A 25400-nucleotide genomic window follows, 5' to 3' on the forward strand; every position below is an offset into this window, starting at 1 on the left:
TGACCAGGTGCCGGGCCACCAGCCTGCCCAGCGATCCGGCCGCGCCGGTGATCAGGACAGTGCCGTCGAGCGTCCGGAACTCGGTGGCGGACAGACGCATCGGGGCGAATCGGGGTACATGGACCTGTCCGCCGCGCAGCACGAGTTGCGGCTCACCGGTGGCGAGGGCGGCTCGGATCAATTCCGGTGCAGCGCCGTCGTGGTCGAGCAACACGAAGCGGCCGGGGTTCTCGGTCTGGGCCGATCGCACCAGACCCCATACTGCGGCATTGACCAGATCGGTGATCGCCGGTCCCGCCGCGCCGTGGGTCGAGAAGACCAGGGTGGATTTCGCGAATCGCTCATCGGTGAGCCAGGTCTGGATCGCCGCCACCGCACGATGTGTCGCGACGTGCGCGGCCGCAGCGATGTCCGCGGCGGTCGTGGCACCCTCGGGTTCGAAGGCCAGGGCCACGTACTCGGCGGTGTCCGTCGCGATCTCGCTCAGATCCTGCCGGACCTCGATGGTCCCCACGGCGGGCGGCACCGTCACGGTCGGCCAGTCGATTCGGAACAGCGACTGCCGCCGGACCGCACGCGGTCGGTCGAGCCCCTCAGCCGAGACCGGTCGCAGGGCCAGTGCTCCGATGGCGGCCACGGGTGCGCCGGTGCCATCGGCCAGGTCCAGCGCGACCGCGTCCGCCCCGGCCGGTGTCACCCGGACCCGCAGTGTGGACGCGCCTACCGCGCGCAGGGAGATATTGCGCCAGGAGAAGGGAACCCGCCCCTGCTGCTCGTCACGGCCGAGGCCGAGGGTGTGCAGAGCGGCGTCCAGCAGTGCCGGATGCAATCCGTAGCGTTCCGCCTGCTCGGTGTCGGGCAGGCTGACTTCGGCGAACAGTTCATGGTCGCGCCGCCAGGCCGCACGCAGCCCCTGGAACGCCGGACCGTAGTCGAATCCGACTGCCGCGCTGGCCCATTCGTAGTAGTCGTCCACCTCGAGCGGTTCGGCGCCGGCGGGCGGCCAGTCGACCAGTGAGGCCGGTTCGAGAGTCCCGGTGGCCAGCACGCCGCTGGCATTACGGGTCCAGGGATCCTCCGGCGCGGCATCCTCGGGGCGCGAATGCACGGTGACCGGGCGTCTTCCGGTGGCGTCGGGCGCGCCGACCAGCAGCTGCACCGCCATCCCGGCGTGATCGCGCAGGATCAGCGGCGCTTCCAGGGTGAGTTCGTCGACCAGGTCACAGCCGACGTGATCGCCCGCCTGCAGCGCGAGTTCGACGAAGGCGGTGCCGGGCAGCAACACCCGGCCCAGCACGACGTGATCGGCCAGCCACGGATGCGTGCGGGTGGACAGCCTGCCGGTCAGCAGCACCGAATCCGCGTCCGCCACCGCGATGACGGCCCCGAGCAGCGGATGCGCGGCCGCCCCCAGCCCAGCCGCGCCCACATCCCCGCGCCCGGCGGGCGCCTCGATCCAATAGTGCTGCCGCTGGAAGGCATAGGTGGGCAACGCGACCCGACGCGCACCGGTGGTGGCGAAGACACTGTCCCAATCAACCTGTGCACCATGGGTGTAGGCCTGCGCAAGCGAGTTCAGGAACTGCTCGTAGCCGCCCTGATCACGGCGCAGGGTGCCGGTCGCGGCGGCCGGATCCGGATATCCGTCGAGGGTTTCCTGCACCGCGGGCACGAGCACCGGATGCGGGCTGCATTCGACGAAGAGCCGGTATCCCTCGTCGAACAGTCCGCCGATCGCGGTATCGAATCGGACCTGCTGCCGCAGATTCTCGTACCAGTACCCGGCATCGAGGGTCGTGGTGTCCGCCCACTGCCCGGTGACCGTCGAGAAGAATGGCACCGCCGATCGGCGCGGCGAGATCCCAGACAGCAGCGTCAGCAGTTCGTCGCGGATCTGCTCGACCTGCGCCGAATGGGAGGCGTAATCGACCGGAATGCGACGGGTCCGGATCTCGTGTTCGGCACAGTGCTCGATCAATTCGGCCATGGCGTCCGGTGCGCCGGAGATCACCACCGAGGTCGGCCCGTTCACCGCGGCCAGCGCGAGCCGGCCCTCCCATCGCGTCAGCAGGGCTGTGGCGGCCTCGGCGGTCAGCGCGAAGGACACCATGGCGCCGCTGCCCGCCAGCACCGACAGGGCCCGGCTGCGCAGGGCGGCGATCTTCGCCGCATCGGCCAGGCTCAAGGCCCCGGCCACGCACGCCCCCGCGATCTCTCCCTGCGAATGACCCACCACCGCAGCAGGTTCCACCCCGTGCGCGCGCCAGACCTCGGCCAGCGACACCATCACCGCGAACAACACCGGTTGCACGACATCGACGCGCTCGAGCAGCACACTGTCGTGGATCGCGTCCAGCAGTCGCCAGTCGACGTACGGGTCCAGTGCCGCGGCGCATTCGGCCATCCGCGCGGCGAACACCGGCGAGGACTCCAGCAGGCGCGCAGCCATGCCGGGCCATTGCCCGCCCTGGCCGGGGAACACGAAGGCGATGCCGCCCTCGTTCAGTACGCCCGTGGTCAGTCCGGGAGCGGCCGCGTCCTCGGCCAATGCGGTCAAACCGCCCAGTAATTCGCCGCGATCCCGCACCACCGCGACCGCGCGATGCTCGAGCGCCGAACGGGTGGTGGCCAGCGACGCCGCGATATCCGGCAGTGTCAGGTCCGGATGGGCCGCCACGTGGGTGCGCAGCCGGTCCGCCTGTGCGCGCAACGCGGCAGCAGAGCGTCCGGAAATGACAACCGGAAGCACCTCCGGCACCACGGTTTCCGGACCGGTGTCCGCGACTTGTTCTCCCGCATCCGGGGTTTCTTGTTCGAGGATGACGTGCGCATTGGTGCCGCTGACGCCGAAGGAGGACACCCCCGCGCGGCGCGGCGCGCCGGTCTGCGGCCACGGCCGGTGTTCGGTCAGCAGCTCCACCGCGCCCGCCGACCAGTCCACATGCGGGGACGGCTCGTCCACGTGCAGGGTGCGCGGCAGCTCACCGTGGCGAATGGCCATGACCATCTTGATCAGGCCCGCCGCGCCCGCGGCGGCCTGCGTGTGCCCGATATTGGATTTCACCGAGCCCAGCCACAGCGGGCGTTCGCGCTCCTGCCCGTAGGCGGCCAGCAGCGCCTGCGCCTCGATGGGATCACCTAGCGTGGTCCCGGTGCCGTGCGCCTCGACGGCGTCCACCTCGACGGCCGAGAGCCGGGCATCGGCCAGCGCGGCCTGGATCACCCGCTGCTGCGACGGCCCGTTCGGAGCGGTCAGGCCATTGGACGCGCCGTCCTGATTGACCGCCGATCCGCGTACCACCGCCAGCACCGGATGCCCGTTGCGGCGGGCATCGGAAAGGCGTTCCAGCAGCAGCACTCCGGCGCCCTCACCCCAGCCGACGCCGTCCGCGGTGCTCGAGAACGCCTTGCTGCGGCCGTCGGCGGCCATACCGCCCTGCCGGGAGAACTCCACGAAGATGGTCGGGGTGGTCATCACCGTCACGCCGCCGGCCAGGGCCATCGTGCATTCGCCGCGCCGCAGCGACTCGGCCGCGAGGTGCAGGGCGACCAGGGAGGACGAGCAGGCCGTGTCGACTGTCAGTGCGGGACCGTTGAATCCGAAGGTGTAGGAGATGCGGCCCGACAGCACCGCGGCGGTGGCCGCGGTGGCCAGGTAGCCCTCGGTGAGCTCCGGCGCGGCCGTCAGCAGATTGGCGTAGTCCTGCCCATTGGTGCCGGCGAAGACCCCGATCTGGTTGCCGCGCTGCGACTCCGGGGCGATGCCGGCGCGTTCGAACGCCTCCCAGCAGACCTCCAGGAGCAGGCGCTGCTGCGGGTCCATCAGCACGGCTTCGCGCGGCGAGATCTTGAACAGGCCCGGATCGAAGGCCGACGCCTCATCGACGAACGCGCCCTGCTGGGTGTTCGAGCGGCCGCGGCGCTCCGGATCGGTGCTCGCGAGGGCATCCAGATCCCAGCCGCGGTCAGTGGGGAAATCAGCGACGGTATCGCGGCCAGCAGCCACGAGATCCCAGAGTTCCTCGGGTGATTCGACGCCGCCGGGGAAGCGGCAGCTCATGGCGACGACGGCAATGGGCTCGTGCCGGCGGTCCTCGTGCTCGCGCAACCGGCGGTGGGCTTGGCGCAGCTCGGTGGTCGCCCACTTGAGGTGCTCGAGTAGCTTGCTCTCATCGGTCATTGCACGTCACCCACCGATTTCCCGAATTCCTTGTGCAGAATGTCGAACAGTTCTTCCGCTGTGGCGGAATCGATTTCATCGACCGGGTCACCCGAGGGCGAGCGGTCGTGCTGCTTCCATGCGGCCAGCAGATCCTCGAGCCGGGTCGTGATCATCGCGTGCTCCGCCGCGGTGGGCTCGAGCGTCGCGAGGGCATTCTCCAGCGTGTCGAGGTGTGTGATGCCCGGGGCGGCCGGTTCGGCCGTCTCGGGAATCAGATGCGTGCGCAGGCTGGTGGCCAGCGCTTGCGGTGTGGGGTGGTCGAATACGAGCGTGGTGGGCAGCCGGATGCCGGTCGCGGCGCCGAGCCGGTTGCGGAATTCCATGGCGGTCACCGAGTCGAAGCCGAAATCGCTGAAGGCCCTGCCGGATTCGATGGCGTTCGCGTCGGCATGCCCGAGCACGGTCGCCACCTGGGCGCGGATCAGGTTCACCAGCACCCGGTTCTGTTCTGCGGCACCGGCTCCGGCCAAGTGGGCGACCAGGGCCGTCGCGTCCGGTTCCGCGTCGGGGCTCGCTTGCGCGGGCAATCGGCGGGTCTCGGGCAGGTCTGCCAGCAGGGGGCTCGGCCTGGTCGCGGTGAAGGCTGTCAGGAACCGGTCCCATTCGATGGCGGCGACCGTCAGTGTGGTGTCACCGCTGTCGAGCGCCTGACGAAGCGCCGCGAGCGCGAGTTCGGGCGCCATGCCGGGCACACCGTGGCGGCGTGCGGTCGTACCACCCTCGTGTTCGGCCATGCCGTGGCCTGCCCACGGACCCCAGGCAATGGCGGTGGCGGGCAGGCCGTTCGCTCGCCGGTGCTGGGCGAGTGCGTCCAGGTAGGCGTTGCCCGGGGCGTAATTGCCCTGTCCGGGTGTGCCTGCCACGCCGGCCAGTGACGAGAACAGCACGAACGCGGACAGTTTCCGGTCGGCGGTCAGCTCGTGCAGATTCCACGCGGTCTGCGCCTTGACGCGCAGGACCCGATCGACCTGCTCGGCGGTCAGTGTGTCGAGTACAGCGTCGTCGAGTACCGCGGCGGTGTGCACGACCGCATCCAGTGACGGCAGTCCCGCGAGCAAGGCGGCCAGTGCGGACCGGTCGGCCACATCGCAAGCTGCCAGGGTGATTTCGGCGCCGAGCGCCCGCAGCTCCGCTTCCAGTTCCACCGCGCCCGCGGCTTCCGGACCCCGGCGGCTCACCAGCACGAGGTGCTCGGCGCCCGCGGCGGCCAGCCAGCGGGCGGTGTGCGCGCCCAGCGCGCCGGTGCCACCCGTCACGAGAACGGTGCCGGATGGCTTCCAGCCGTCGCTGCCGCTTCCGGCGGGAGCGTGGGCGAGCCGTCTGCCGTAGGCACCCGAGACACGCACTGCGACTTGGTCTTCGGTGCCTGCCAAGATTGCGGCCAACCAGCCGCCGACCAGATCTCCGATCGCCTCCGCGGCTTGCGCTCCGAGCGTGTTGTCACCCGGCAGGTCCACCAGTCCGCCCCAACGGTCGGGATGCTCTAGTGCGGCTACCTGACCCAGGCCCCAGACCAGGGCCTGTCCGGGTCGCACGTCCTCGCCCGACACCGATGTCGCACCGCGCGTCACGCACCACAACGGAGCCGCGATGCCAGCGGTCCCGAGCGCCTGCAGCAGGGCGAGCGTCATCGCATATCCCGCTGGGACTGAAGGGAATTCCGGCAGCGGCTGCTCGTCGGCCGCCAGCAGCGACACCACGCCGTGCACGGGCGTCACGGGCAACTTCCGCACGAGTGCCCCGCGATCGGCGTGTGCCACCTCCAGCTCGAGCACGCTCGCGCCGTGCGCGGTGAGCGCCTCTACCGCCGCGCGCCGGTCGGTCCCGGCAGGCGATACCACCAGCCAGGTGCCGTTCAGCGGCGTGAATTCATTGTGCGGCAGGGATTTCCACGTCACCCGGTAGCGCCACGCGTCCACCACGGACCGTTCCCGCAGCCCGCGCCGCCACGCCGACAGAGCGGGTAGCGCCTCGATCAGCGGGCGATCGGCCGCCACTCGCAATGCCGATTCGAGGAAGGCGATGTCGTCCTGCTCCACGGCCTCCCAGAAGCGAGTGTCGACCGGATCGGCAACGCGGCGGGGTTCGAGCCAGAACCGCTGCCGCTGAAAGGCATACGTCGGCAGCTCTACCGTGCGGGCGGGCGTGAAGACCGCCTTCCAGTCCGGGCTCGTGCCACGCACGTGCAAGCGCGTCACCGCGGTCAGCAGCGATTCGGATTCCGGCTGATGTTTCCGGAGCAGCGGCACGAATCCGGCCTCGGGTACGCAGTCCTGGCCCATGGCGGTCACGGTGGCGTCCGGGCCCAGTTCCACGAAGGTGCTCACGCCCAGATCCGCGAGCGCTCGCATACCGTCTGCGAACAGGACAGGGCGGCGCACATGCTGGACCCAGTACTCCGCGTCATAGGCGTCGATCGGCGCTCCGGTCAGGTTGGACACCACCGGGATTCGTGGAGCCGCGTAGGTCAGTGTCTCGGCGATGCGCCGGAATTCGGCCAGCATCGGGTCCATGCGATGGGAGTGGAATGCGTGACTCACCCGCAGTTGCTTGGTCTTCCGACCCGGGAAGAGGATTGCGATGTCCTCGACAGCGTCCTCGTCCCCCGAGATCACCACCGCGTCCGGTCCATTGACGGCGGCGAACCCCACCCGCTCGGACAGCAGCGGCGCGATCTCGTCCTCGGTCGCCGCGATGGCGATCATGGCCCCGCCGGTGGGCAGCGCCTGCATCAGCCTGCCGCGCGCGGCCACGAGCGTGCACGCGTCGTCCAGGGACAGCACCCCGGCCACGTGCGCGGCGGCGAGTTCACCGATCGAGTGGCCCATCAGCTGATCCGGGACGATCCCCCAGTGCTCGACCAGCCGGTACAGCGCGACCTCGAGCGCGAACAGCCCGGTCTGCGTGAACACCGTCTGATCGATGAGCGCGCCTTCGCCGTACAGCACGTCGCGCACCTCGGGATCGAACCGCGCGCAGACCGCGTCGAACGCGGCCGCGAACACCGGGTAGCGGCCGTAGAGGTCCCGGCCCATACCGGCGCGCTGGCTGCCCTGTCCCGCGAACAGGAACCCGACCTTGTCGCTGACCACCGAGCCCCGAATGACCGGCGCGGCCAGCCCGCTCAGGAATTCCTCGCGATCACGTGCGATCACGGCCATCCGATGTGGGTGCGCGACCCGCGTCGTGGCCAGCGACCATGCCACATCGGCCACATCCACGTCGGGATTCCGCTCGACATACGTGCGCAGCCGGGCAGCCTGCTCCCCCAGCGCCGCAGGGCTTTTCGCCGAGAGCACCCACGCTACGCTGCCCCCAGCGGCCGCGGGCTCGCCCATCCGCTCGCCCAGCGCCGCCGAGCTCTGCGCTGAGACCTCCCACGCCATGCTGCCTCCGGCAGCGACGGACTCGTCCGTCGGATCCCTCAGCGCCACTGAGTTTTGCGCCGACACCTGCCAAGGCTCGGGCACCCGCTCCTCCGTCGTGGCCGTCTGCGGGTAGGACTCCACGATCACGTGCGCGTTGGTGCCGCTCATCCCGAAAGCCGAGACCCCCGCGCGGCGGGGCCGTCCGGTCTCCGGCCACGGCATCGCCTCGGTCAGCAGGGAGATCGCGCCCGCGGTCCAATCCACGTGCGGGGTGGGCTCATCGGCGTGCAGGGTGCGCGGCAGGATGCCGTGGCGCAGTGCCAGCACCGTTTTGATGATCCCGCTCATGCCGGCGGCGGCCTGCGCGTGCCCGATGTTCGATTTCACCGAGCCCAGCCACAGCGGCCGTGCGCGATCCTGCCCGTAGGTTGCGAGCAGGGCCTGCGCCTCGATCGGGTCTCCGAGTTTCGTTCCGGTGCCGTGTGCTTCGACCGCGTCGACCTCGGCGGCGGTCAGCCGGGCATCGGCGAGCGCGGCCCGGATGACTCGTTGCTGGGCGGGACCGCTGGGCGCGGTGAGCCCATTGGACGCACCGTCCTGGTTCACCGCCGAGCCCCGCACTACTGCCAGCACTCGATGCCCATTGCGGCGCGCGTTCGAAAGCCGTTCCACCAGCACCATTCCGACGCCTTCGGCCCAGCCGGTGCCGTCGGCCGCGGCGGCGAAGGATTTGCAGCGGCCATCGGCGGCGAGCCCGCCCTGCCGGGCGAAATCGATGAACGCGCCCGGCTGCGACATCACCGCGACGCCGCCCACCAGCGCCATCGAACACTCACCCTGCCGCAGCGAACCAGCGGCCAGATGCAGAGCCACCAGCGCCGAGGAGCATGCCGTGTCGAGCGTGATGGCGGGTCCTTCGAGCCCGAAGGTGTAGGCGAGGCGCCCGGAGGCGACAGCGGTGACGCTGCCGGTCAAGGCGTAACCCTCGGCGCTGTCGGCCGCGCCGCTGAGCCCGGGCCCGTATTGCGAGTTCGACGCACCGATGAACACGCCGGTGCGGCTGCCGCGCACGGTGTCCGGGTCGATGCCGGCCCGCTCGAACAACTCCCAGGTGGCCTCGAGCAGCAGTCGCTGCTGGGGGTCCATGGTCAGGGCCTCGCGTGGCGAGATGCCGAAGAAGTCGGCGTCGAAATCGGTGGCGTCGTGGACGAATCCGCCGGTGCGCGGCCGGTCGGGCAGGGTCTGCGGCTCCCAGCCGCGATCGGCGGGGAACTCCGAGACGACATCCACGCCGTCGATGACGACCTGCCACAGGTCTTCCGGAGAGGCGATGCCGCCCGGGAAGCGGCAGCTCATTCCGACGATCGCGATCGGGTCTTCGTCCACCGGCGCTGTCGCGGGTTCGGCGGCCACCGGTGATCGGCCACCGTGGAGTGCGGTGACCAGATACTCGGCGACCGAGGCGGGCGTCGGGTGGTCGAAGACCAGCGTGGTCGGCAGCGCGAGCCCGGTGTCGGCACTGAGCCGATCGCGCAGCTCGACCGCCGTGAGCGAGTCGAAACCTATGTCGTGGAAGGACCGTCCGGGCTCGACGGCCTGCGCCCCGGTATGGCCGACGACCTCGGCGACCCGCGCGCAGACCAGGTCCAGCAGGGCCGTTGCGTCCAGCGGCACCGTATAGGCCACGGCCATCGGCTGATCCGGTGTGACGGCACCGGAGATGTCCGGTGTGGGCACTGCCTCCGCGATGCCGGCGAGCAGCAGGCTGGGACGTTCGAGGGTGAACAATCGCGCGAATCGTGCCCAATCCACGTCGGCGACGGCCAGGAAGGTCTCATCGTGGTCGAGTGCCTGCTGCAGGGCGGCAATGGCGCGTGCGGGAGCGAGCACGGGAACTCCGCGCCGCCGCAAGGGATCTCGTTCACCTTGGGCCTCGACCATTCCGCCGTCGTCCCAGGGTCCCCAGGCGATGGAGGTCGCGGTGAGCCCGCGTGCCCGGCGGCGTTGGGCCAGCGCGTCCAGGTAGGCGTTGCCGGCCGCGTAGGCGCCCAAGCCGGCGACACCCCAGACCGCGGAGATGGACGAGAACAGCACGAAGGCATCGAGCTGGCGATCACCGAGCAGTTCGTCGAGATGCTTTGCGCCGAGCATCTTTCCGGCCGCGATCTCGGCAATCTCTTCCGGCGTAGTGCGGGATAGGGGCGCGATGTGGCTCAGTCCGGCGGCGTGCACCACGGCGTCGACCGGATGATCCGCCAGGACGGCCGCCAGCGCTGCACGATCCGCGACATCGCACGCGACGACGGTGGCTGTCGTGCCCAGCGCGGTGAGTTCGGCGACGAGTTCCGTTGCGCCGGGGGCGGATGCGCCGCGCCGCGAGGTGAGCACCAGTCGCTCGGCGCCATTGTTTGCCAGCCAGCGGGCGACGTGCGCGCCCAGCGCACCGGTCCCGCCGGTGATCAGCACGGTGCCGCGCGGCCGCCAGGTTCTGGCGGCCAGTGTCTTGCGGGGCGCGCGGGTCAGGCGGCGCCCGTACAGACCCGACGGCCGCACTGCGACCTGATCGTCGCCGGTCGCTCCGGAGAGCACCTGGACCAGGCGGGTCTGCGCGTGCTCGTCGAATTCCTGGGGCAGGTCGATCAAACCGCCCCAGCGCGCCGGGAATTCCACCGCTGCGGCCCGGCCGAGGCCCCAGAGCTGTGCTTGCGCAGGGCTTTCCAGCACGTCGCCGGCGCCGGTGGAGACCGCGCCCTGGGTGACGCACCACAGTTGGGTGCCGACCTCGGAATCAAGCAAGGCCAGAGTGCCCGCGAGCGCGCGGGATTCGTCCAGGGCCAGCAGTGACAACACGCCACCGGCGGCGGTGCCGCGAGCCTCGGCGATGTCCGTCACGCGGCGGACCGTCGCGCCGTGACGCTGCAGCGCTGCCGTGCACGCGTCCACGAGGTCGTGGTCCGCCGGGCCGACCACCAGCCAGGCGCCGGAGAGTGCGGGCATGTCCGTCTCGGCGAGCGGCCACCAGTCGATGCCGTACAGCAGCGAGTCGATGCCGGATTCCGCGAGTTCGGGCCAGTAGCGCTGCCGTTGGAAGGCGTAGGTGGGCAGCGCCACCGTGCGCGCACCGGGGAAGACCGCAGACCAGTCCGGACTGATCCCCCGCGTATGCAGTTGCGCCACAGCGGACATCACTGCGTCGGGCTCGGTCCGGTCCTTGCGCAGCATGGGCGCGAATCCGGCATCGGGCACACAATCGCGGCCCATCGCGGTCAGTGTGCCGTCGGGACCCAATTCCAGGAACGTCTGCACGCCCAGCTCAGACAGAGAGCCCATGCCGTCGGCGAAGCGCACCGCATTCCGTACATGCCGCACCCAGTACTCGCCGTCGAAATGTTCGATCGGCTGCCCGGTCACGTTGGATATCAGCGGAATCCGCGGCCGCGCATAGGACAGACCGGAGGCCACCTGCCGGAACTCGTCGAGCATCGGTTCCATGCGCGCGGAGTGGAAGGCATGCGATACCCGCAGCTGCTTGGTTTTCCGACTACCGGTCACGGATCGGACCGCGTCCTCGTCACCGGACAGCACGACAGAATTCGGCCCGTTGATCGCGGCGATGCTCACCCCGTCGACCAGCAGCGGCCGCAGTTCCGCCTCCGACGCGTGCACCGCGACCATCACGCCGCCGGCGGGCAGTGCCTGCATCAACCGGCCCCGCGCAGTGACCAATACGGCCGCTTCCGACAGTGACAACACACTCGCGACATGCGCGGCCGCCAGCTCGCCGATGGAATGTCCGAGCAGGAAGTCCGGACTCAGACCCCAGCTCTCCAGCAACCGGAACAGTGCAACTTCGACAGCGAAGAGCCCGGCCTGCGCGTAGTCGGTGCGATTCAGCAGCTCCGCATCATCGCCCCACATCACTTGCCGCAGTGCCGGATCCAATTCCCCGCACACCTCGTCGAAGGCGAGCGCGAACGCGGGAAATGCTTCGCACAGTTCGCGTCCCATGCCCAGCCGCTGTGAACCCTGGCCGGAGAACAGGAATGCCAGTTTGCCCTCGGTCGCCGTTCCTTCGACGACTCGCGCCGAGGGCGTTCCGTCGGCCAGTGCGCGCAGACCCGTGAGGAGCTCCGCGCGGCTGGTACCCAGCACGACCGCGCGATCCTCAACCGCAGCGCGCGTGGTCGCCAGCGAGAACGCCACATCCACCGGGTGCAGCTCCCCGGATTCCACAGCCGCCGCCAAGCGGGCCGCCTGCGCCCGCAGAGCATTCCGCCCCTTGCCCGACAGCACCCATGGCACAACCTCGCGCCCATTCACAACAGCCGGTTCCGGCGTATCGCTGCCTGCGGTAGCGAGTTCTGCCGCGGTGGCGTCGGTTTCGAGGACGACGTGAGCGTTGGTGCCGCTGATACCGAAGGACGAGATCCCTGCGCGCCGTGGACGATTCGACTCCGGCCAGGCGCGAGACTCGGTGAGCAGCGCGACCGTACCCGATGACCAGTCCACATGGGGTGTGGGCGCGGCGGCGTGCAACGTGGCAGGCAGCAGGCCGTGCCGCATCGCCATGACCATCTTGATCACTCCGGCCACGCCCGCGGCCGCCTGCGTATGGCCGATGTTCGATTTGATCGAACCCAGCCACAGCGGTACTTCGCGGTCCTGCCCGTAGGTCGCGATCAGCGCTTGCGCCTCGATCGGGTCGCCCAATGTCGTTCCGGTGCCGTGCGCTTCCACCGCGTCCACGTCGCGTGCCGACAGCCCGGCGCCGGCCAGCGCCTGCCGGATCACTCGCTGTTGTGCGGGTCCGTTCGGGGCGGTCAAGCCGTTCGAGGCGCCGTCCTGGTTCACCGCCGATCCACGCACCACCGCCAGCACCGGATGCCCGTTGCGGCGCGCGTCCGAGAGTCGTTCCACGATCAGCACACCGGCACCCTCACCCCAAGCCGTTCCATCCGCATCGGCGGAGAACGCCTTGCAGCGGCCGTCGGGTGCCAGCCCGCCCTGGCGGGAGAACTCGACGAACAGATCCGGAGTGGACATCACCGTCACGCCGCCGGCGACCGCCAGCGAGCAATCGCCCTTGCGCAGCGATTCGGCCGCCAGATGCAATGCGACCAGCGAGGACGAACAGGCGGTGTCGACAGTGACTGCGGGGCCTTCGAAGCCGAAGGTGTAGGCCACCCGACCGGACAGCACCGCCGCCGAAGTACCGGTGGCCAAGTAGCCGTCGAACCGCTCGCCACCGTCGGCGCGCAGCACCGAGGCGTAGTCCTGGCCGTTCGTGCCCGCGTACACGCCGATCGCGTCACCGCGCAGCGTGCTGGGATCGATGCCGGCCCGCTCGAAGGCTTCCCAGGTGGTCTCCAGCAGCAGCCGCTGCTGCGGATCCATCGCCACGGCCTCGCGCGGCATGACGCCGAAGAATCCGGCGTCGAATTCCGGTGCGTCGTAGAGGAATGCGCCCTGTCGAGTGGCCAGACGGCCGGACTCGGCCAGCTTGTCCGCGTCCCAGCCGCGGTCCGCCGGGAATCCGGAGACGACGTTCTTCCCGTCGACGACGAGGCGCCACAGCTCTTCCGGTGATCCGACGCCGCCGGGGAACCGGCAGGCCATCCCGATAATCGCGATCGGCTCGTCGTCCGCGGCCGCCGTCACCGGCCGTTCCGCGGTTTCCCGTGTGCCGCCGAGGAAGTCGGCGAGGGCATTCGCGGTCGGGTAGTCATAGATAGCCGTGGCGGGCAGCCGCTTGCCGGTCGCTGCGACGAGCCGGTTGCGCAGATCGACCGCGGTCACCGAGTCGAGACCCAGCTCCTTGAACGCCTTTCCGGCAGGCACCGATTCGGCGTCGGCGTATCCCAGGACGGTCGCGGCCTGCTGACGTACGACGTGCAGCAGCGACTGCGCATGATCCTCGGAGTTGACCGGCGCTTCGACGGCGGGAATCAGGTCGCTCAGCAGAGGGCTCGGCCGAGTGGCAGTGAAAGCGACGCCGAAGCGATCCCAGTCGATATCCGCTACCAGTATCCCGGATTCGTCCCGCTCGAGGATCTGCCGCAGCGCGGTCACCGCCGCCGCGGGCCGCATCATCGGCACCCCGTGCCGCCGCGCGACCGTCCCGAACTCACCGCGCCCCATGCCTTCCCCGGCCCACGGCCCCCACGCGATCGCCGTGGCCGGCAGTCCCAGCGAGCGGCGATGCAGAGCCAGCGCATCCAGATAGGCGTTGCCGGGCGCGTAGTTACCCTGCCCGGGTGTGCCGACCACACCCGCCAGCGACGAGAACACCACGAACGCAGACAGATTCATGTCGGCGGTCAGCTCGTGCAGATCCCATGCCGCCCGAGCCTTGACACGCAGCACCCGGTCGACCTGCTCGATACTCAGGGCATCGATCACACCGTCATCGAGCACTGCCGCCGTATGCACCACCGCGTCCAGCGCGGGCAGACTCGTGACCAACTCGGCCAGCGCAACTCGATCGGCCGCATCGCAGGCCCGCACCGTCACCTCGGCACCGAGCTCACGCAACTCGGTCACGAGTTCCTGCACACCGTCGGCCTCCGGCCCACTCCGGCTCACCAACACCAGATGCTCGACTCCGCCAGCGGCCAGCCAGCGCGCCGCATGCGCACCCAGCGCACCGGTTCCACCGGTGATCAGCACGGTTCCCGAAGGCGTCCAGCCCTCGAACCCCTTGCGGCCCAGGGGAGAACGCACGAGCCTGCGGCCGAATACGCCATCCGGACGCACGGCAACCTGATCCTCGGCATCGGTCACGACACCGACGAGTCGTTCCGCGGCACGCTCGTCCCATTGCTGCGGCAGGTCGATCAGCCCACCCCAGCGATCCGGAAGTTCCAGTGCCGCAACCCTGCCCAGGCCCCACAGCAAGGCTTGTTCGGGCCGGACGGTCTCTCCCGAGACCGACACCGCGCCACGCGTCGCGCACCACAGCGGGGCTTCGACTCCAACCGCACCGAGGGCTTGGACAAGTGCCAGAGTCATCGCGTATCCGCGCGGCACGGCCGGGTAGTCCGGGTGCGGCTCGTCGTCGGCGCCCAGCAGCGACAGCACGCCGTCGATCGGGCCGATTCCGGCGAGCTTCGCGGCCACATCATCACCGAGCGCGAGCCGCAGTACCCCGACACCGCGCTCGGCCAGCATGGTGGTGAGTTCGGTTTCCTCGGGCCAGGCTACGACAAGCCAGTTCCCGGGGAGCTGTGCAGCCGTTCCGGCAGCGCTCTGTGCCAGCGGTTTCCACGCGATCCGGTAGCGCCACTGATCCGCCGCGGACCGGTCCCGAAGGTCGCGACGCCACGAGGAGAGTGCGGGCAGCACCTCGCTCAGCGGCTGATCGGCTGCGATACTCAGGGCCGACTCCAGATAAGCCAGGTCCTGCTCTTCGACGGCCGACCAGAAACGGGCATCGACCGGATCGGCGGTACGCTGTGGTTTCAGCCAATAGTGCTGCCGCTCAAACGGATACGTCGGCAGTTCCATCCTCCGCGTGCCCGGGAGCAGCGTCGCCCAGCGCACCGACAGCCCACCGGTGAATGCCTCCCCCAGCGAGGTGAGGAATCGGCGCAGATCTCCCTCGTAACGACGCAGCGATCCGGCGACGATCCCATCGCTGTCCGCGGCGTCCAGCGATTCCTGGACCGCTGCCATCAGGACCGGGTGGGCGCTCGTCTCGATGAACGCGCGATACCCGTCGGCGACCAATGCCCGGGTGGCGCGCTCGAATTGCACCGTCTCGCGCAGGTTCCGGTACCAGTACTCGGCGTCCAGTTCGGCGGTGTCCATCGGCGCGCCGGTGACAGCGGAGTAGAACGGGATGGCAGCGGTACGTGGCCGCACCGGCGACAGGAGCTCGGCCAGTTCCGCACGGATCGCCTCGACATGTCCGGAGTGCGATGGGTAATCCACCGGAATACGTCGTGCGCGTATACCTTCCGCCGCGCACTGCGCCTGCAGCGCATCGAGCGCTTCCGGGTCCCCGGACACCACCACCGATTCGGGCCCGTTCACCGCCGCCAAGGACAGGTGCTCCCCCAGCCTGTCGCGGATCGCGTCGGTGGACAGCGACACCGACAACATGCCGCCGCGACCGGACAGGGCGAGCAGGGCCCGGCTGCGCAGCGCGACGATACGTGCGCCGTCGCCCAGCGACAGCCCACCGGCCACGACGGCGGCCGCGATCTCACCTTGCGAATGTCCGACTACCGCGGCGGGTTCGACGCCGTGGGAGCGCCACAGCTCCGCCAGCGACACCATGACCGCCCATAGTGCGGGTTGCACCACGTCGACCCGTTGCAGTGCGGCCTCGTCGGCGAGGACGTCCACCAGCGACCAGTCGACGAATTCGCGCAGCGCTGTGGCACATTCGTTCAGCCACTCGGCAAACACCGGTGCCTGCGCCGCCAATTCCAATGCCATCCCTGGCCACTGAGAACCCTGGCCGGGGAAAACGAAGGCGACCTTGCCGCTATCGCCAACCTGGGCAGAGGTGATCGGGCCCTCGGCCAACGCGGCCAAACCGGACAGCATCTCGGCACGGTTCCCGCCGAGCACGACCGAACGACCGTCGAAGACCGATCGCATGGCCAGCGTCCGGCCCACGTCCGTGAGATCGAGTTCGAGTTCCCGCTCGGCCAGCGAACGCAGCTGCTGCGCTCGAACCCGCAGTGCCGCACCGGTCTTCGCCGAGAGCACCCACGGCACCACCGGCGAAACAACATCGGCAGGAACGTCAGCGACGGCGGCGGGCTCCTCGATGATGAGGTGCGCATTGGTGCCGCTGATACCGAACGACGAGATACCGGCCCGGCGCGGGCGGGAGTTCCGCGGCCACGGTGTGGGCTCGGTCAGCAGCTCGACGGCGCCCGCCGTCCAGTCCACGTGGGGCGAGGGCGTATCCACGTGCAGGGTCTTCGGCAGCATCCCGTGCTGCAGCGCCAGCACCATCTTGATCACGCCCGCGACACCGGCGGCGGCCTGTGTGTGCCCGATGTTCGACTTCAACGAGCCCAGCCACAGCGGGTTTTCCCGCTTCTGGCCGTAGGTCGCCAGCAAGGCCTGCGCCTCGATCGGATCACCCAGCGTGGTCCCGGTGCCGTGCGCCTCGACCGCATCCACCTCATCGGCCGCGAGTCCGGAATTGGCCAGCGCCTGCCGGATGACCCGCTGCTGTGACGGCCCGTTCGGCGCGGTCAGGCCATTGGACGCGCCGTCCTGATTGATCGCCGATCCGCGCACTACGGCCAGCACCCGGTGACCGTTGCGCCGCGCGTCCGAAAGCCGCTCCAGCACAACGAGTCCGGCGCCTTCGCTCCATCCGGTGCCGTCGGCCGCGGCGGCGAACGCCTTGCAGCGGCCGTCCGGCGAAAGTCCGCCCTGCCGCGAGAACTCGACGAACATGCCCGGATTGGCCATCACCGTGACACCGCCCGCGAGCGCCAGCGAGGATTCGCCTTGCCGCAGCGATTGGCAGGCCAGATGCAGTGCCAGCAGCGAGGAGGAGCACGCCGTGTCGACGGTGACCGCCGGCCCTTCCAGGCCGTAGGTGTAGGCCAGTCGCCCCGAGGCGACGGAGGTCAGGTTGCCGGTCAGCAGGAATCCGTCGGCGGCCGCGTCGTGCAGGCGGGGACCGTAGTCCTGTGCCATGGCGCCGATGAAGACACCGGTCCGCGTGCCGCGCAGGGCCGCCGGGTCGATTCCGGCCCGTTCGAGGGCCTCCCACGAGATCTCCAGCAGCACCCGCTGCTGCGGGTCCATCGCGAGCGCCTCGCGCGGTGAGATTCCGAAGAATGCCGGATCGAATTCCCCTGCGGTGTAGAGGAATCCGCCGGAACGGGGGTAGCCGGTGCCCGCATCGTCCGGGTCGTATCGTCCGGCCGGATCCCAGCCTCGATCGGCAGGGAATTCGCCGATGGCGTCCCCACCTTCGGCGACCAGCCGCCACAATTCCTCGGGCGTGCCGATGCCGCCAGGCAAGCGGCAGCTCATCGCGACGATCGCGATCGGTTCGAGCGTGGTGGCCGACAGCGATTCCGGTGCAACGACTTCCACGCGTTCGCCGGATGCCTCGGCCTGCAAGAAGGCGGCCACCGCCGTGCAGGTGGGATAGTCGAACAGCAAGGTGGCGGGCAGCGCGAGCCCGGTCTCGGCGCTCAGTCGATTGCGCAGTTCGACCGCGAGGTGCGAGTCGATTCCGAGGTCCTGGAACGGCAGTCCGGCGTCGATCGACTCCGGCGCCGCATGCCCGAGCACGGCTGCGGCGTGAGCGCGCACCACGTCGAGCTCCCCGCCCGTCTCGCGGACGGCGGACGGAACCTGCGCGGCCACAAGGCTTTCGACGTCATCGAACCAGTACCGCTTGCGTTGAAAGGCGTAGGTCGGCAGCTCCACTGGCTGCGCTCCGGTCCCGGCGAACACCGCATCCGCATCCACCTCGACGCCGTGCGCCCACGCCTGCGCGACCGAGGTGAGGAATCGGCGCCACCCACCATCGTCCCGTCGCAGGGATTCGACCACGACGGCATCGGCGGAGGTCTCCTGAATCCCGCCGGCCAGCACGGGATGCGGAGCGGCTTCGATGAACACCCTCCGGCCGCTGTCGGCCAGCGTGCGGACTGCGGTTTCGAGGCGGACAGGTTCACGCAGGTTGCGATACCAATACTCGGCATCCAGCGCGCCGCGTTCGGCCCATTCCCCGGTGACGGTCGACAGCATCGGGATTCGGGCCCGCCGCGGGCGGATATCTGCCAGCTCCGCCAGCAGGGCCGCCCGGATCGGTTCGACCTCCGCCGAGTGGGAGGCATAGTCCACCGCGATCCGCCGTGCTCGCACGCCTGCGGCCTGATATCGGCTCACCAGTGCGTCCACCGCGCCGGATTCGCCCGAGACGACAACCGCATTGGGTCCGTTGATCGCCGCGATCGACAGCCCGTCGCCCAGCTCGACCCGGTCGGCGGAGACCGCGATCGAGGCCATTGCCCCGCTGCCCGCCACCGTCGACAACAGCCTGCTGCGCACGGCCACGATGCGCGCGGCGTCACTGAGCGACAGCGCGCCCGCCACGTAAGCGGCGGCGATCTCGCCTTGCGAGTGCCCGATCACCACGGACGGTGTGACACCGAGCGATTGCCAGAGCTCCGCCAGCGACACCATGACCGCCCACAGCGCGGGCTGCACGACGTCGACACGTTCGAGCGCCGCCGCGTCCTGCAGTACCTCGGTGAGTGACCAGTCGACATGCGGTGCGAGCGCATCAGCGCACTCCTGCAGCCGATCGGCGAAACCCGTTGAGCACGAGGCCAGTTCGACCGCCATGCCCGCCCATTGCGATCCCTGGCCGGGGAAGACGAATACCGCCGCGCCGTCACCGGCGACGCCACGCACGAGGTCCGGCACGAGTGTGCCGTCGGCGAATGCGTCGAGCAGTGCACGCGGGTCGTCCCCGACCAGCGCGGCGCGATGCTCGAATGCCGTGCGTGTAGTGGCCAGGGAGTACCCGATATCCGCCGCATCCAGGTCCGGATGTGCGCGCAGATGTTCTCGGAGTGACTCCGCCTGTGCACGAACAGCTTTCGCGTCACGACCGGACAGCGGCCAGACCACGGGAGCGGCCTTCAGCGGGCGCTCCCCCAGCGGCTTCTCCGCGGCGACGTGTTCGGTCAGCACGACATGGCAATTCGTGCCACCCACACCGAAGGAGCTCACCCCGGCCACTCGCGGCTGCTCAGCAGTCCAGGGCACAGTGGATTGCTGCACGCGCAGGTTCAGCGTATCCAGCGGGATATCCGGATTGGGAGTCTCGAAGTTGAGGCTGGCGGGCAGGGCACGATGATGAATGCTCAGAACTGTTTTCAGCAGTCCGGCGATGCCCGCCGCGCCTTCCAGATGGCCGATATTGGTCTTCACCGAACCGACTGCCAGCGGCCGGCCATCCGGCCTGGCCGTGCCGATCACCGCGCCCAGCGCCGCGGCTTCGACCGGATCGCCGACCTTGGTTCCGGTGCCGTGCAGTTCGATGTAGTCGACCAGGGCCGGGTCGACACCGGCCTCTCTATGGGCGAGTTGCAACAGCTCCTGCTGCGCAACTTCGTTCGGCGCAGTCAGGTTGGCCCCGCCACCGTCGTTGTTGACGGCGCTGCCGCGGATCACGCAGTAGACGCGATCACCATCGGCGAGCGCATCCGCAAGCCGCTTGAGCACAACGACCCCGCCGCCCTCGCCTCGGACGAAGCCGTTGGCGCGCGCATCGAAGACGAAACACCGCCCGTCCGGCGACAGCCCGCCGAAGCGGTCGGCTCGGATCGTGCTTTCCGCCGCGAGGTTGAGATGCACGCCGCCGGCCAGCGCGAGGCCGGACTCCCCACGCCGCAGGCTCTCCACGGCCAGATGCACCGCCACCAGCGAAGAAGCCTGTGCCGCATCGACCGTGAGGCTGGGCCCGCGCAGACCGAGCACATACGACAACCGGTTGGCGATCAGCCCCCGATTGGTCCCGGTCAGCGAGTGCTGGGTGATGGCATCGTGCCGCTGTGTCAGGGTGGCGTAATCGTCGGCGATCGCGCCCACGAACACCCCGGTCGCGGTGCCGCCCAGCCGGGCGGGGACCATTCGCGCGTCTTCCAGCGCCTCCCAGCCGAGTTCGAGCATCAATCGCTGCTGGGGATCCATGGCCGCGGCTTCGCGAGCGGAGATTCCGAAGAATTCCGCATCGAATTCACCTGTGCCACTGATGAATCCGCCACGCATCCCGGCATTCGCGGGAGTGCGGCGATCCGCCGGAGTGTCGGTTACCGCGTCGCCGCCGTCATGCAGCAGACGCCAGAATTCCGCCGGTCGTACGGCCCCCGGAAAACGGCAGGAGGCACCGACGACCGCAATGGGGTCGGAGAGCATTTGTTTGTGACCTCGTCCTGAACGCTTCGATCAGCGCGGGTGTCCGGATTTACGAATCGGAGCGAGTGACGGGTATGACGCGTGCGTCGAAATCGATGTGGTGTCCCTGTATCCACATCAGTGATCTGCCACCGTCTTTGGCGGTCTTGCCGAGCATGACGGGCATGATCAGATCGCGTATGAAGCGGCCGATCGCGCCGGGCGGCTCGGGATTCCGGCCGTGCTTGACGATCTTCGTGACGCGGTCACGGCGCAAAGCGTCGAAAGTGGTGAGCGCGGTGGGCACGTCGGGACAGTCGCGCAGGCATTGCGCGAGTACGACGGCATCCTCGATGGCGAGGGCGAGGCCCTGACCGGCCGTGGGTGAGGTGACGTGTGCGGCGTCGCCGATGATCACCAGGTTCCGGCCGTCATGCCAGCGGCGGGCCACCGGCATGGTGTAGCTCGACCAGCCGAGCAGCGGCGCCGGTGCGGCATCGATGATGTCGCGCGCGGGCCCGGCTTCACCGGCCGTCAGCTCGTGCAGCCGGCGCCGCATGGCGGCATCGTCGGTATCCGAGAGCACGCCGTGGGCGGTTTCATCGTTCTTGGGCAGGTTGGCGAACCAGGCGGTACCGCCGTCGGAGGTGCGCAACCAGGCGAAGGAGCAGCGCAACCCGAGATGGACGTGCAGATCTCGATCGGGTGCGTCGACCGTGAAGTCGGGGATGTAGCCGCCGGTGGTGAGGACGGCGACCGGGCTGGGCGCGGGTGCGTGCGGGTCGATGTGGGTGCGCACGGTGGAATGCACACCATCACAGCCGATGAGCAGGTCACCGTCGGCGGTGGTGCCGTCGGCGAAGACTGCCTGCACGCTCCCGCCGGGTAGTCGTACCGCGTCGATGAGCCGCTTGCCGTATTCCACGGTGATCCCGCGCTCTCGGGCGGTGTCACCGAGTGCTGCGTTCAGGGCCGTACGCGGCACCATCATCGATTTCAGGCCATCGGGCCGGACGGGAATCGGCATCCGTCCCAGGGCCCGGCCGCTGCTGTTGGCGAAGCTCATGGTGTCGACCTCGTACCCGAGTTTCTCCACCGGCCCCGCGGCGTCTATGGCGCGCAGGGCGTCGATCCCATTGGCGGACTGGAAATTCAGCCAGGACCCGTCTGCCGCGGCCCCCGCCGCATCGCCTTCGAAAATGCTGGATTCGATGCCGGCCTGCTGTAAGGCCATCGATAACACCGGGCCGGCGACGCCGGCCCCGATGATCAGTGCGCGGGTCATACGCGCTCCTAACGGGAATGCGGTCGAACATGTGGACGCCGTGTTCCATGGCAGCTTGTGGCCACCATCCGCCTGCCGAACTGCCCTGGTGTGGAACATGATTCGTCAACGGTGAGGATCACCCGCTCGGCGCGCGCCAACGCGCTCGAACGATTGAGCCGTGCGAACAGACGAAGAGCCTAGCCATCCCTTTCAAAGCGTGTCAATCAATTCCGTTGCCGCTGAACAATATGCACAGAACGGGTTCACAGCTTCGGTTTCCCCGGAGCAGAATGATCACACCACCCAGGTGTCCACACCCACCATGCCCAACCCGGACCGATCAAGAAGATTGCACCCCAACACGTTTCACACGGGTACTGCCGCCAGGGGTTAGCCGCCGCATCCTTGACAGGCAATTAGCTAATTGCCATAGTAGCCGAGTGATCGATGTCGACCTGATCAAGGCGCTGGCCAATGACAAGCGCGCCCAGATCCTGGACTGGCTCCGCGACCCGGAACAGCACTTCCCGCCACAGCGGGACGGCGATCTGGTTCGCGATGGGGTGTGCTCGCTGTTCCTCGCCGAGAAGCTCGGCGTGAGTCAGCCGACCTGCGGCGAGCATCTGAAGATTCTCAGCCAGGCCAGGTTGGTCGAGAGCACGAAGATCAAACAGTGGGTGTTCTACCGGCGCAACGAAGTTCGGATCGCACAGGCGAAGGAGTTGTTGAGCGGTGACTGGTGACCACACGGAACCCGACCTCGAGCAGTACCGCAAACTGATATCGGAACTCGACGCCAACGGGGTCGACTACCGGTTCATCGACCACACTCCGGAAGGGCGCACCGATGTCGTCAGCGCGCTCCGCGGTCACGACGTGGCGCACGCGGCCAAGTGCCTGATCATCCTCGTCAAAGTCGGCAAAAAACAGTCGCGATACGTACTGGCAGTGGTACCCGGCGATGCCCGAGTAGACCTGCAAGCGCTGAAATCCCTTCTGGGAGGCAGCTATTCCGGCGTCGCAGGCAAGGACAAGGCCGAGGAACTGGCCGGCAGCGTCAGCGGCACCGTGCTGCCGTTCGCATTCCACCCGCAACTGGAACTGATCGCCGACCCAGCACTGCTACGAGCCCCCGAGCTGTACTTCAACGCCGCGCGTCTCGACCGCTCGATCGCGCTGGCCACCGACGACTACGTCCGCGTGGCACAGCCGCGCATCGCACCTATCGCGCAGGCGTGAGTCCATGAGGTAATCCCCGTCGATATGGACATATGGGCTCTTTCGGACAAAAGCCATCGCCTGGCAAGCGAGTGATCATCCCACGGCCATCCCCGCGTCGATCCGGCCGCTTTTCATTCTCCGCTGACCCGTCCGAGATCCGGACGGGCGTCGTGTGGATCGAAGGAGAACCGGATGCCGCTTGTCGGATGCAAGTCCGCGAGAACCCTCACCGTCGCCGCTACCGCGGTAGTCGGGCTGGTCCTGCCGCACTGGACGCAGGCAACCGCCGCCCCGGCCGTGCCGGAGCTGAAAGTGCTGACCTACAACACTTTCCTGATGAGCACGACATTGTTCCCCAACTGGGGCCAGGACCATCGCGCCAAAGCCATTGTGGCCGCGGACTTCTTCCAGGGCAACGATGTCGTCGTGCTGCAGGAGGCGCTGGACAACCAGGTGTCGGAGTCGTTGAAAACCGATGCGGCACGGCTGTATCCGCATCAGACGCCGGTGGTCGGTCGCAGCAAGGATGGCTGGGATGCCACCGGCGGCAAGTACTCCAACTTCACGGTGGAGGACGGCGGCGTCACCGTACTGAGCAAATGGCCGATCATACGCAAGGAACAGATCCTGTTCGAGAACGGCTGCGGCGCAGATTGGCTGGCCAACAAGGGATTCGCCTACGTCGTACTGAATGTCAACGGCGCCACCGTCCACCTGGTCGGCACCCACGCCCAATCCACCGACACCCGCTGCCGCGACGGCGAGGCCGCCTCCGACCGCGCCAAACAGTTCCGCCAGATCGCAGCCTTCCTGGACGCCAAGAAGATTCCGACCACCGAAGAAGTAATGGTCGCCGGCGACATGAACGTCGACTCACACACCCCCGAGTACGCATCCATGCTCGACAACGCCGCCCTCGACGCGGCCGACCAACGCACCGGCCACGAGTACTCCTTCGACACAAAGAAGAACTCGATCGCCTCCTACCGCTACCCCACCGATCCACAAGAAGACCTCGACTACGTCCTGCATCGCCGAGGCCACGCCCGCCCCTCCAACTGGAAAAACACAGTACGAATCGAACAGTCCACCCCCTGGACCGTCACCAGCTGGGGCAAGACCTACACCTACACCAACCTCTCCGACCACTACCCGGTAATCGCCGGCACTAGATAGCAGGGGGGCTGCTCCAACGAAAAAAGCTCCGCACCTTGACGGTGCGGAGCTTTTCACAAGTCACGCTGATCAGATAGCGCGGACATCCTGCGCCTGCGGGCCCTTCTGGCCCTGCTCAACCGCGAACTCGACGCGCTGACCCTCTTCGAGGGATTTGTAACCCGAGCCGGTTACGGCCGAGTAATGCACGAAGACGTCAGGGCCGCCTCCGTCTTGGGCGATGAAGCCGAAGCCTTTTTCGCCGTTGAACCACTTCACACTGCCTTGAGCCATGCTGTTTGCAACTTCTTTTCTGTAGGTGAGCCAGGCAAATTTCTTTGTAAGACGCCCGTTCTCGCTACTGACTATGCCATGCTTTTCACCGATTTCACGTCGATGCACCCAGAGTGTGAGCCATCAGACAGCTACTGCGAGCAGCCGGCGACAAGACAGCAGGCATCCCGCTCGACGCTGAAAGTGCAGGCGTTCAACGGATTTCGGTCGATGGAGCAGGCTCGCGCCGATGCGGACACTCCGAACGAGTGCCGACGCCTCACAATGCGGGTGCATAGTTCAGACCGGCCGCAGCATCCCCCAAAGTGTGGCCCCATTGCCGAGGACCATTTCCTGCGTCCTATGAAATCCTGCATGTTCTGCCATGGCCGCGCTCGTCGGGTTCGTTGCGACCATGAAGACGTCGATATTGTTGCCGTCGATTCTTGCCCTGACGAGTTCGGCGGTCACGCCTTTGCCGCGCGCACGTGGCAATGCTGCCCCGACCGCCAGATATAGATGGGGTGTCGCGGGCCGCAGGCTCGCGATCCGGCGCGAGGCAGCGAGAGCGCGTGGCGCGGCCGACCCCAGCGCACGAATCAGACTGTACGGCTTGGCAATCGGGACGGCGTGCCCCGGTCGCTCCCACAACAGGACAGTCGTCACGCCACCACTGTCCGAAGCTGTGTCAACGATCCCAGCGCGCCGCCTGGCTTCAACTCGCGAATGCCAGAACAGCGGTAAGGCCAGTCGGCGGCGCTCCGGCTCTGGCCAGAAGTAGGCCATCAACGGATCGTCCATGAACGCCTCGGCAAGAACACTCGCTTCCGGTGTCATGCGATCGAGGCTAGTGCGATCGGTCTGGCTGCGGCATTGCCGATTCTCGGCCGATTGAGCCGGGCTGGGCATCCGGCCAGGATTCTGACGTAGGACTTCGGACGAAAACGATGTCGAGGCAGCCGGCGCCGGTTTGTGTGCGCTCGACGGAGGGTTGCTCGCCACA

At 68.4% G+C, this 25400-nt stretch carries 8 protein-coding genes (1 of these 8 cut by a window edge); 3 read left to right on the plus strand and 5 right to left on the minus strand.

What is annotated here, in order from left to right:
* The 3 genes in view from ACH438_RS11670 to ACH438_RS11680 are tightly spaced (at most 49 nt apart) and all read right to left on the minus strand, a layout consistent with a single transcriptional unit that may run on beyond the window.
* Positions 1-4180, minus strand: the beginning of a protein-coding gene (locus tag ACH438_RS11670; RefSeq protein ID WP_397004011.1) for a type I polyketide synthase. 14669 nt of this gene lie to the left of the window's left edge; 4180 of the gene's 18849 nt are visible here — the first part of the coding sequence; its start codon is at positions 4178-4180; the stop codon falls past the left edge of the window.
* Positions 4177-20502 (minus strand): type I polyketide synthase, encoded by a 16326-nt coding sequence (locus ACH438_RS11675; protein ID WP_397004013.1) that lies wholly within the window; start codon positions 20500-20502, stop codon positions 4177-4179. Before ACH438_RS11675 ends, ACH438_RS11670 begins: the two co-directional genes overlap by 4 nt.
* Positions 20503-20551: 49 nt before the next feature.
* Positions 20552-21766, minus strand: a complete 1215-nt coding sequence (locus ACH438_RS11680; protein WP_397004015.1) for an FAD-dependent oxidoreductase — start codon at positions 21764-21766, stop codon at positions 20552-20554.
* A gap of 422 nt (positions 21767-22188) precedes the next feature.
* On the opposite strand from ACH438_RS11680, the gene ACH438_RS11685 reads away from it, so the two are divergent.
* From ACH438_RS11685 to sph, 3 genes are all read left to right on the plus strand, one after another.
* Positions 22189-22491: an ArsR/SmtB family transcription factor gene (locus tag ACH438_RS11685; RefSeq protein WP_397004017.1), complete on the plus strand. Its 303-nt coding sequence runs from the start codon at positions 22189-22191 to the stop codon at positions 22489-22491.
* Positions 22481-22987 carry a YbaK/EbsC family protein gene (locus tag ACH438_RS11690; protein WP_397004019.1) on the plus strand — a complete coding sequence of 169 codons (507 nt, stop codon included), beginning with the start codon at positions 22481-22483 and terminating at the stop codon, positions 22985-22987. The genes ACH438_RS11685 and ACH438_RS11690 overlap by 11 nt, the downstream gene beginning before the upstream one ends.
* A gap of 174 nt (positions 22988-23161) precedes the next feature.
* Positions 23162-24145: a sphingomyelin phosphodiesterase gene (gene sph, locus ACH438_RS11695; RefSeq protein WP_397004021.1), complete on the plus strand. Its 984-nt coding sequence runs from the start codon at positions 23162-23164 to the stop codon at positions 24143-24145.
* 69 nt (positions 24146-24214) lie between these two features.
* On the opposite strand, the gene ACH438_RS11700 is transcribed toward sph, so the two are convergent.
* Positions 24215-24418: a cold-shock protein gene (locus ACH438_RS11700; protein ID WP_397004852.1), complete on the minus strand. Its 204-nt coding sequence runs from the start codon at positions 24416-24418 to the stop codon at positions 24215-24217.
* A gap of 279 nt (positions 24419-24697) precedes the next feature.
* Complete coding sequence (locus ACH438_RS11705) at positions 24698-25234, minus strand: hypothetical protein (protein ID WP_397004023.1); 537 nt, start codon at positions 25232-25234, stop codon at positions 24698-24700.
* Positions 25235-25400 lie beyond the last annotated feature (166 nt).

This window comes from Nocardia sp. NPDC020380, from assembly GCF_044386975.1.
Taxonomy (GTDB): Bacteria; Actinomycetota; Actinomycetes; order Mycobacteriales; family Mycobacteriaceae; genus Nocardia.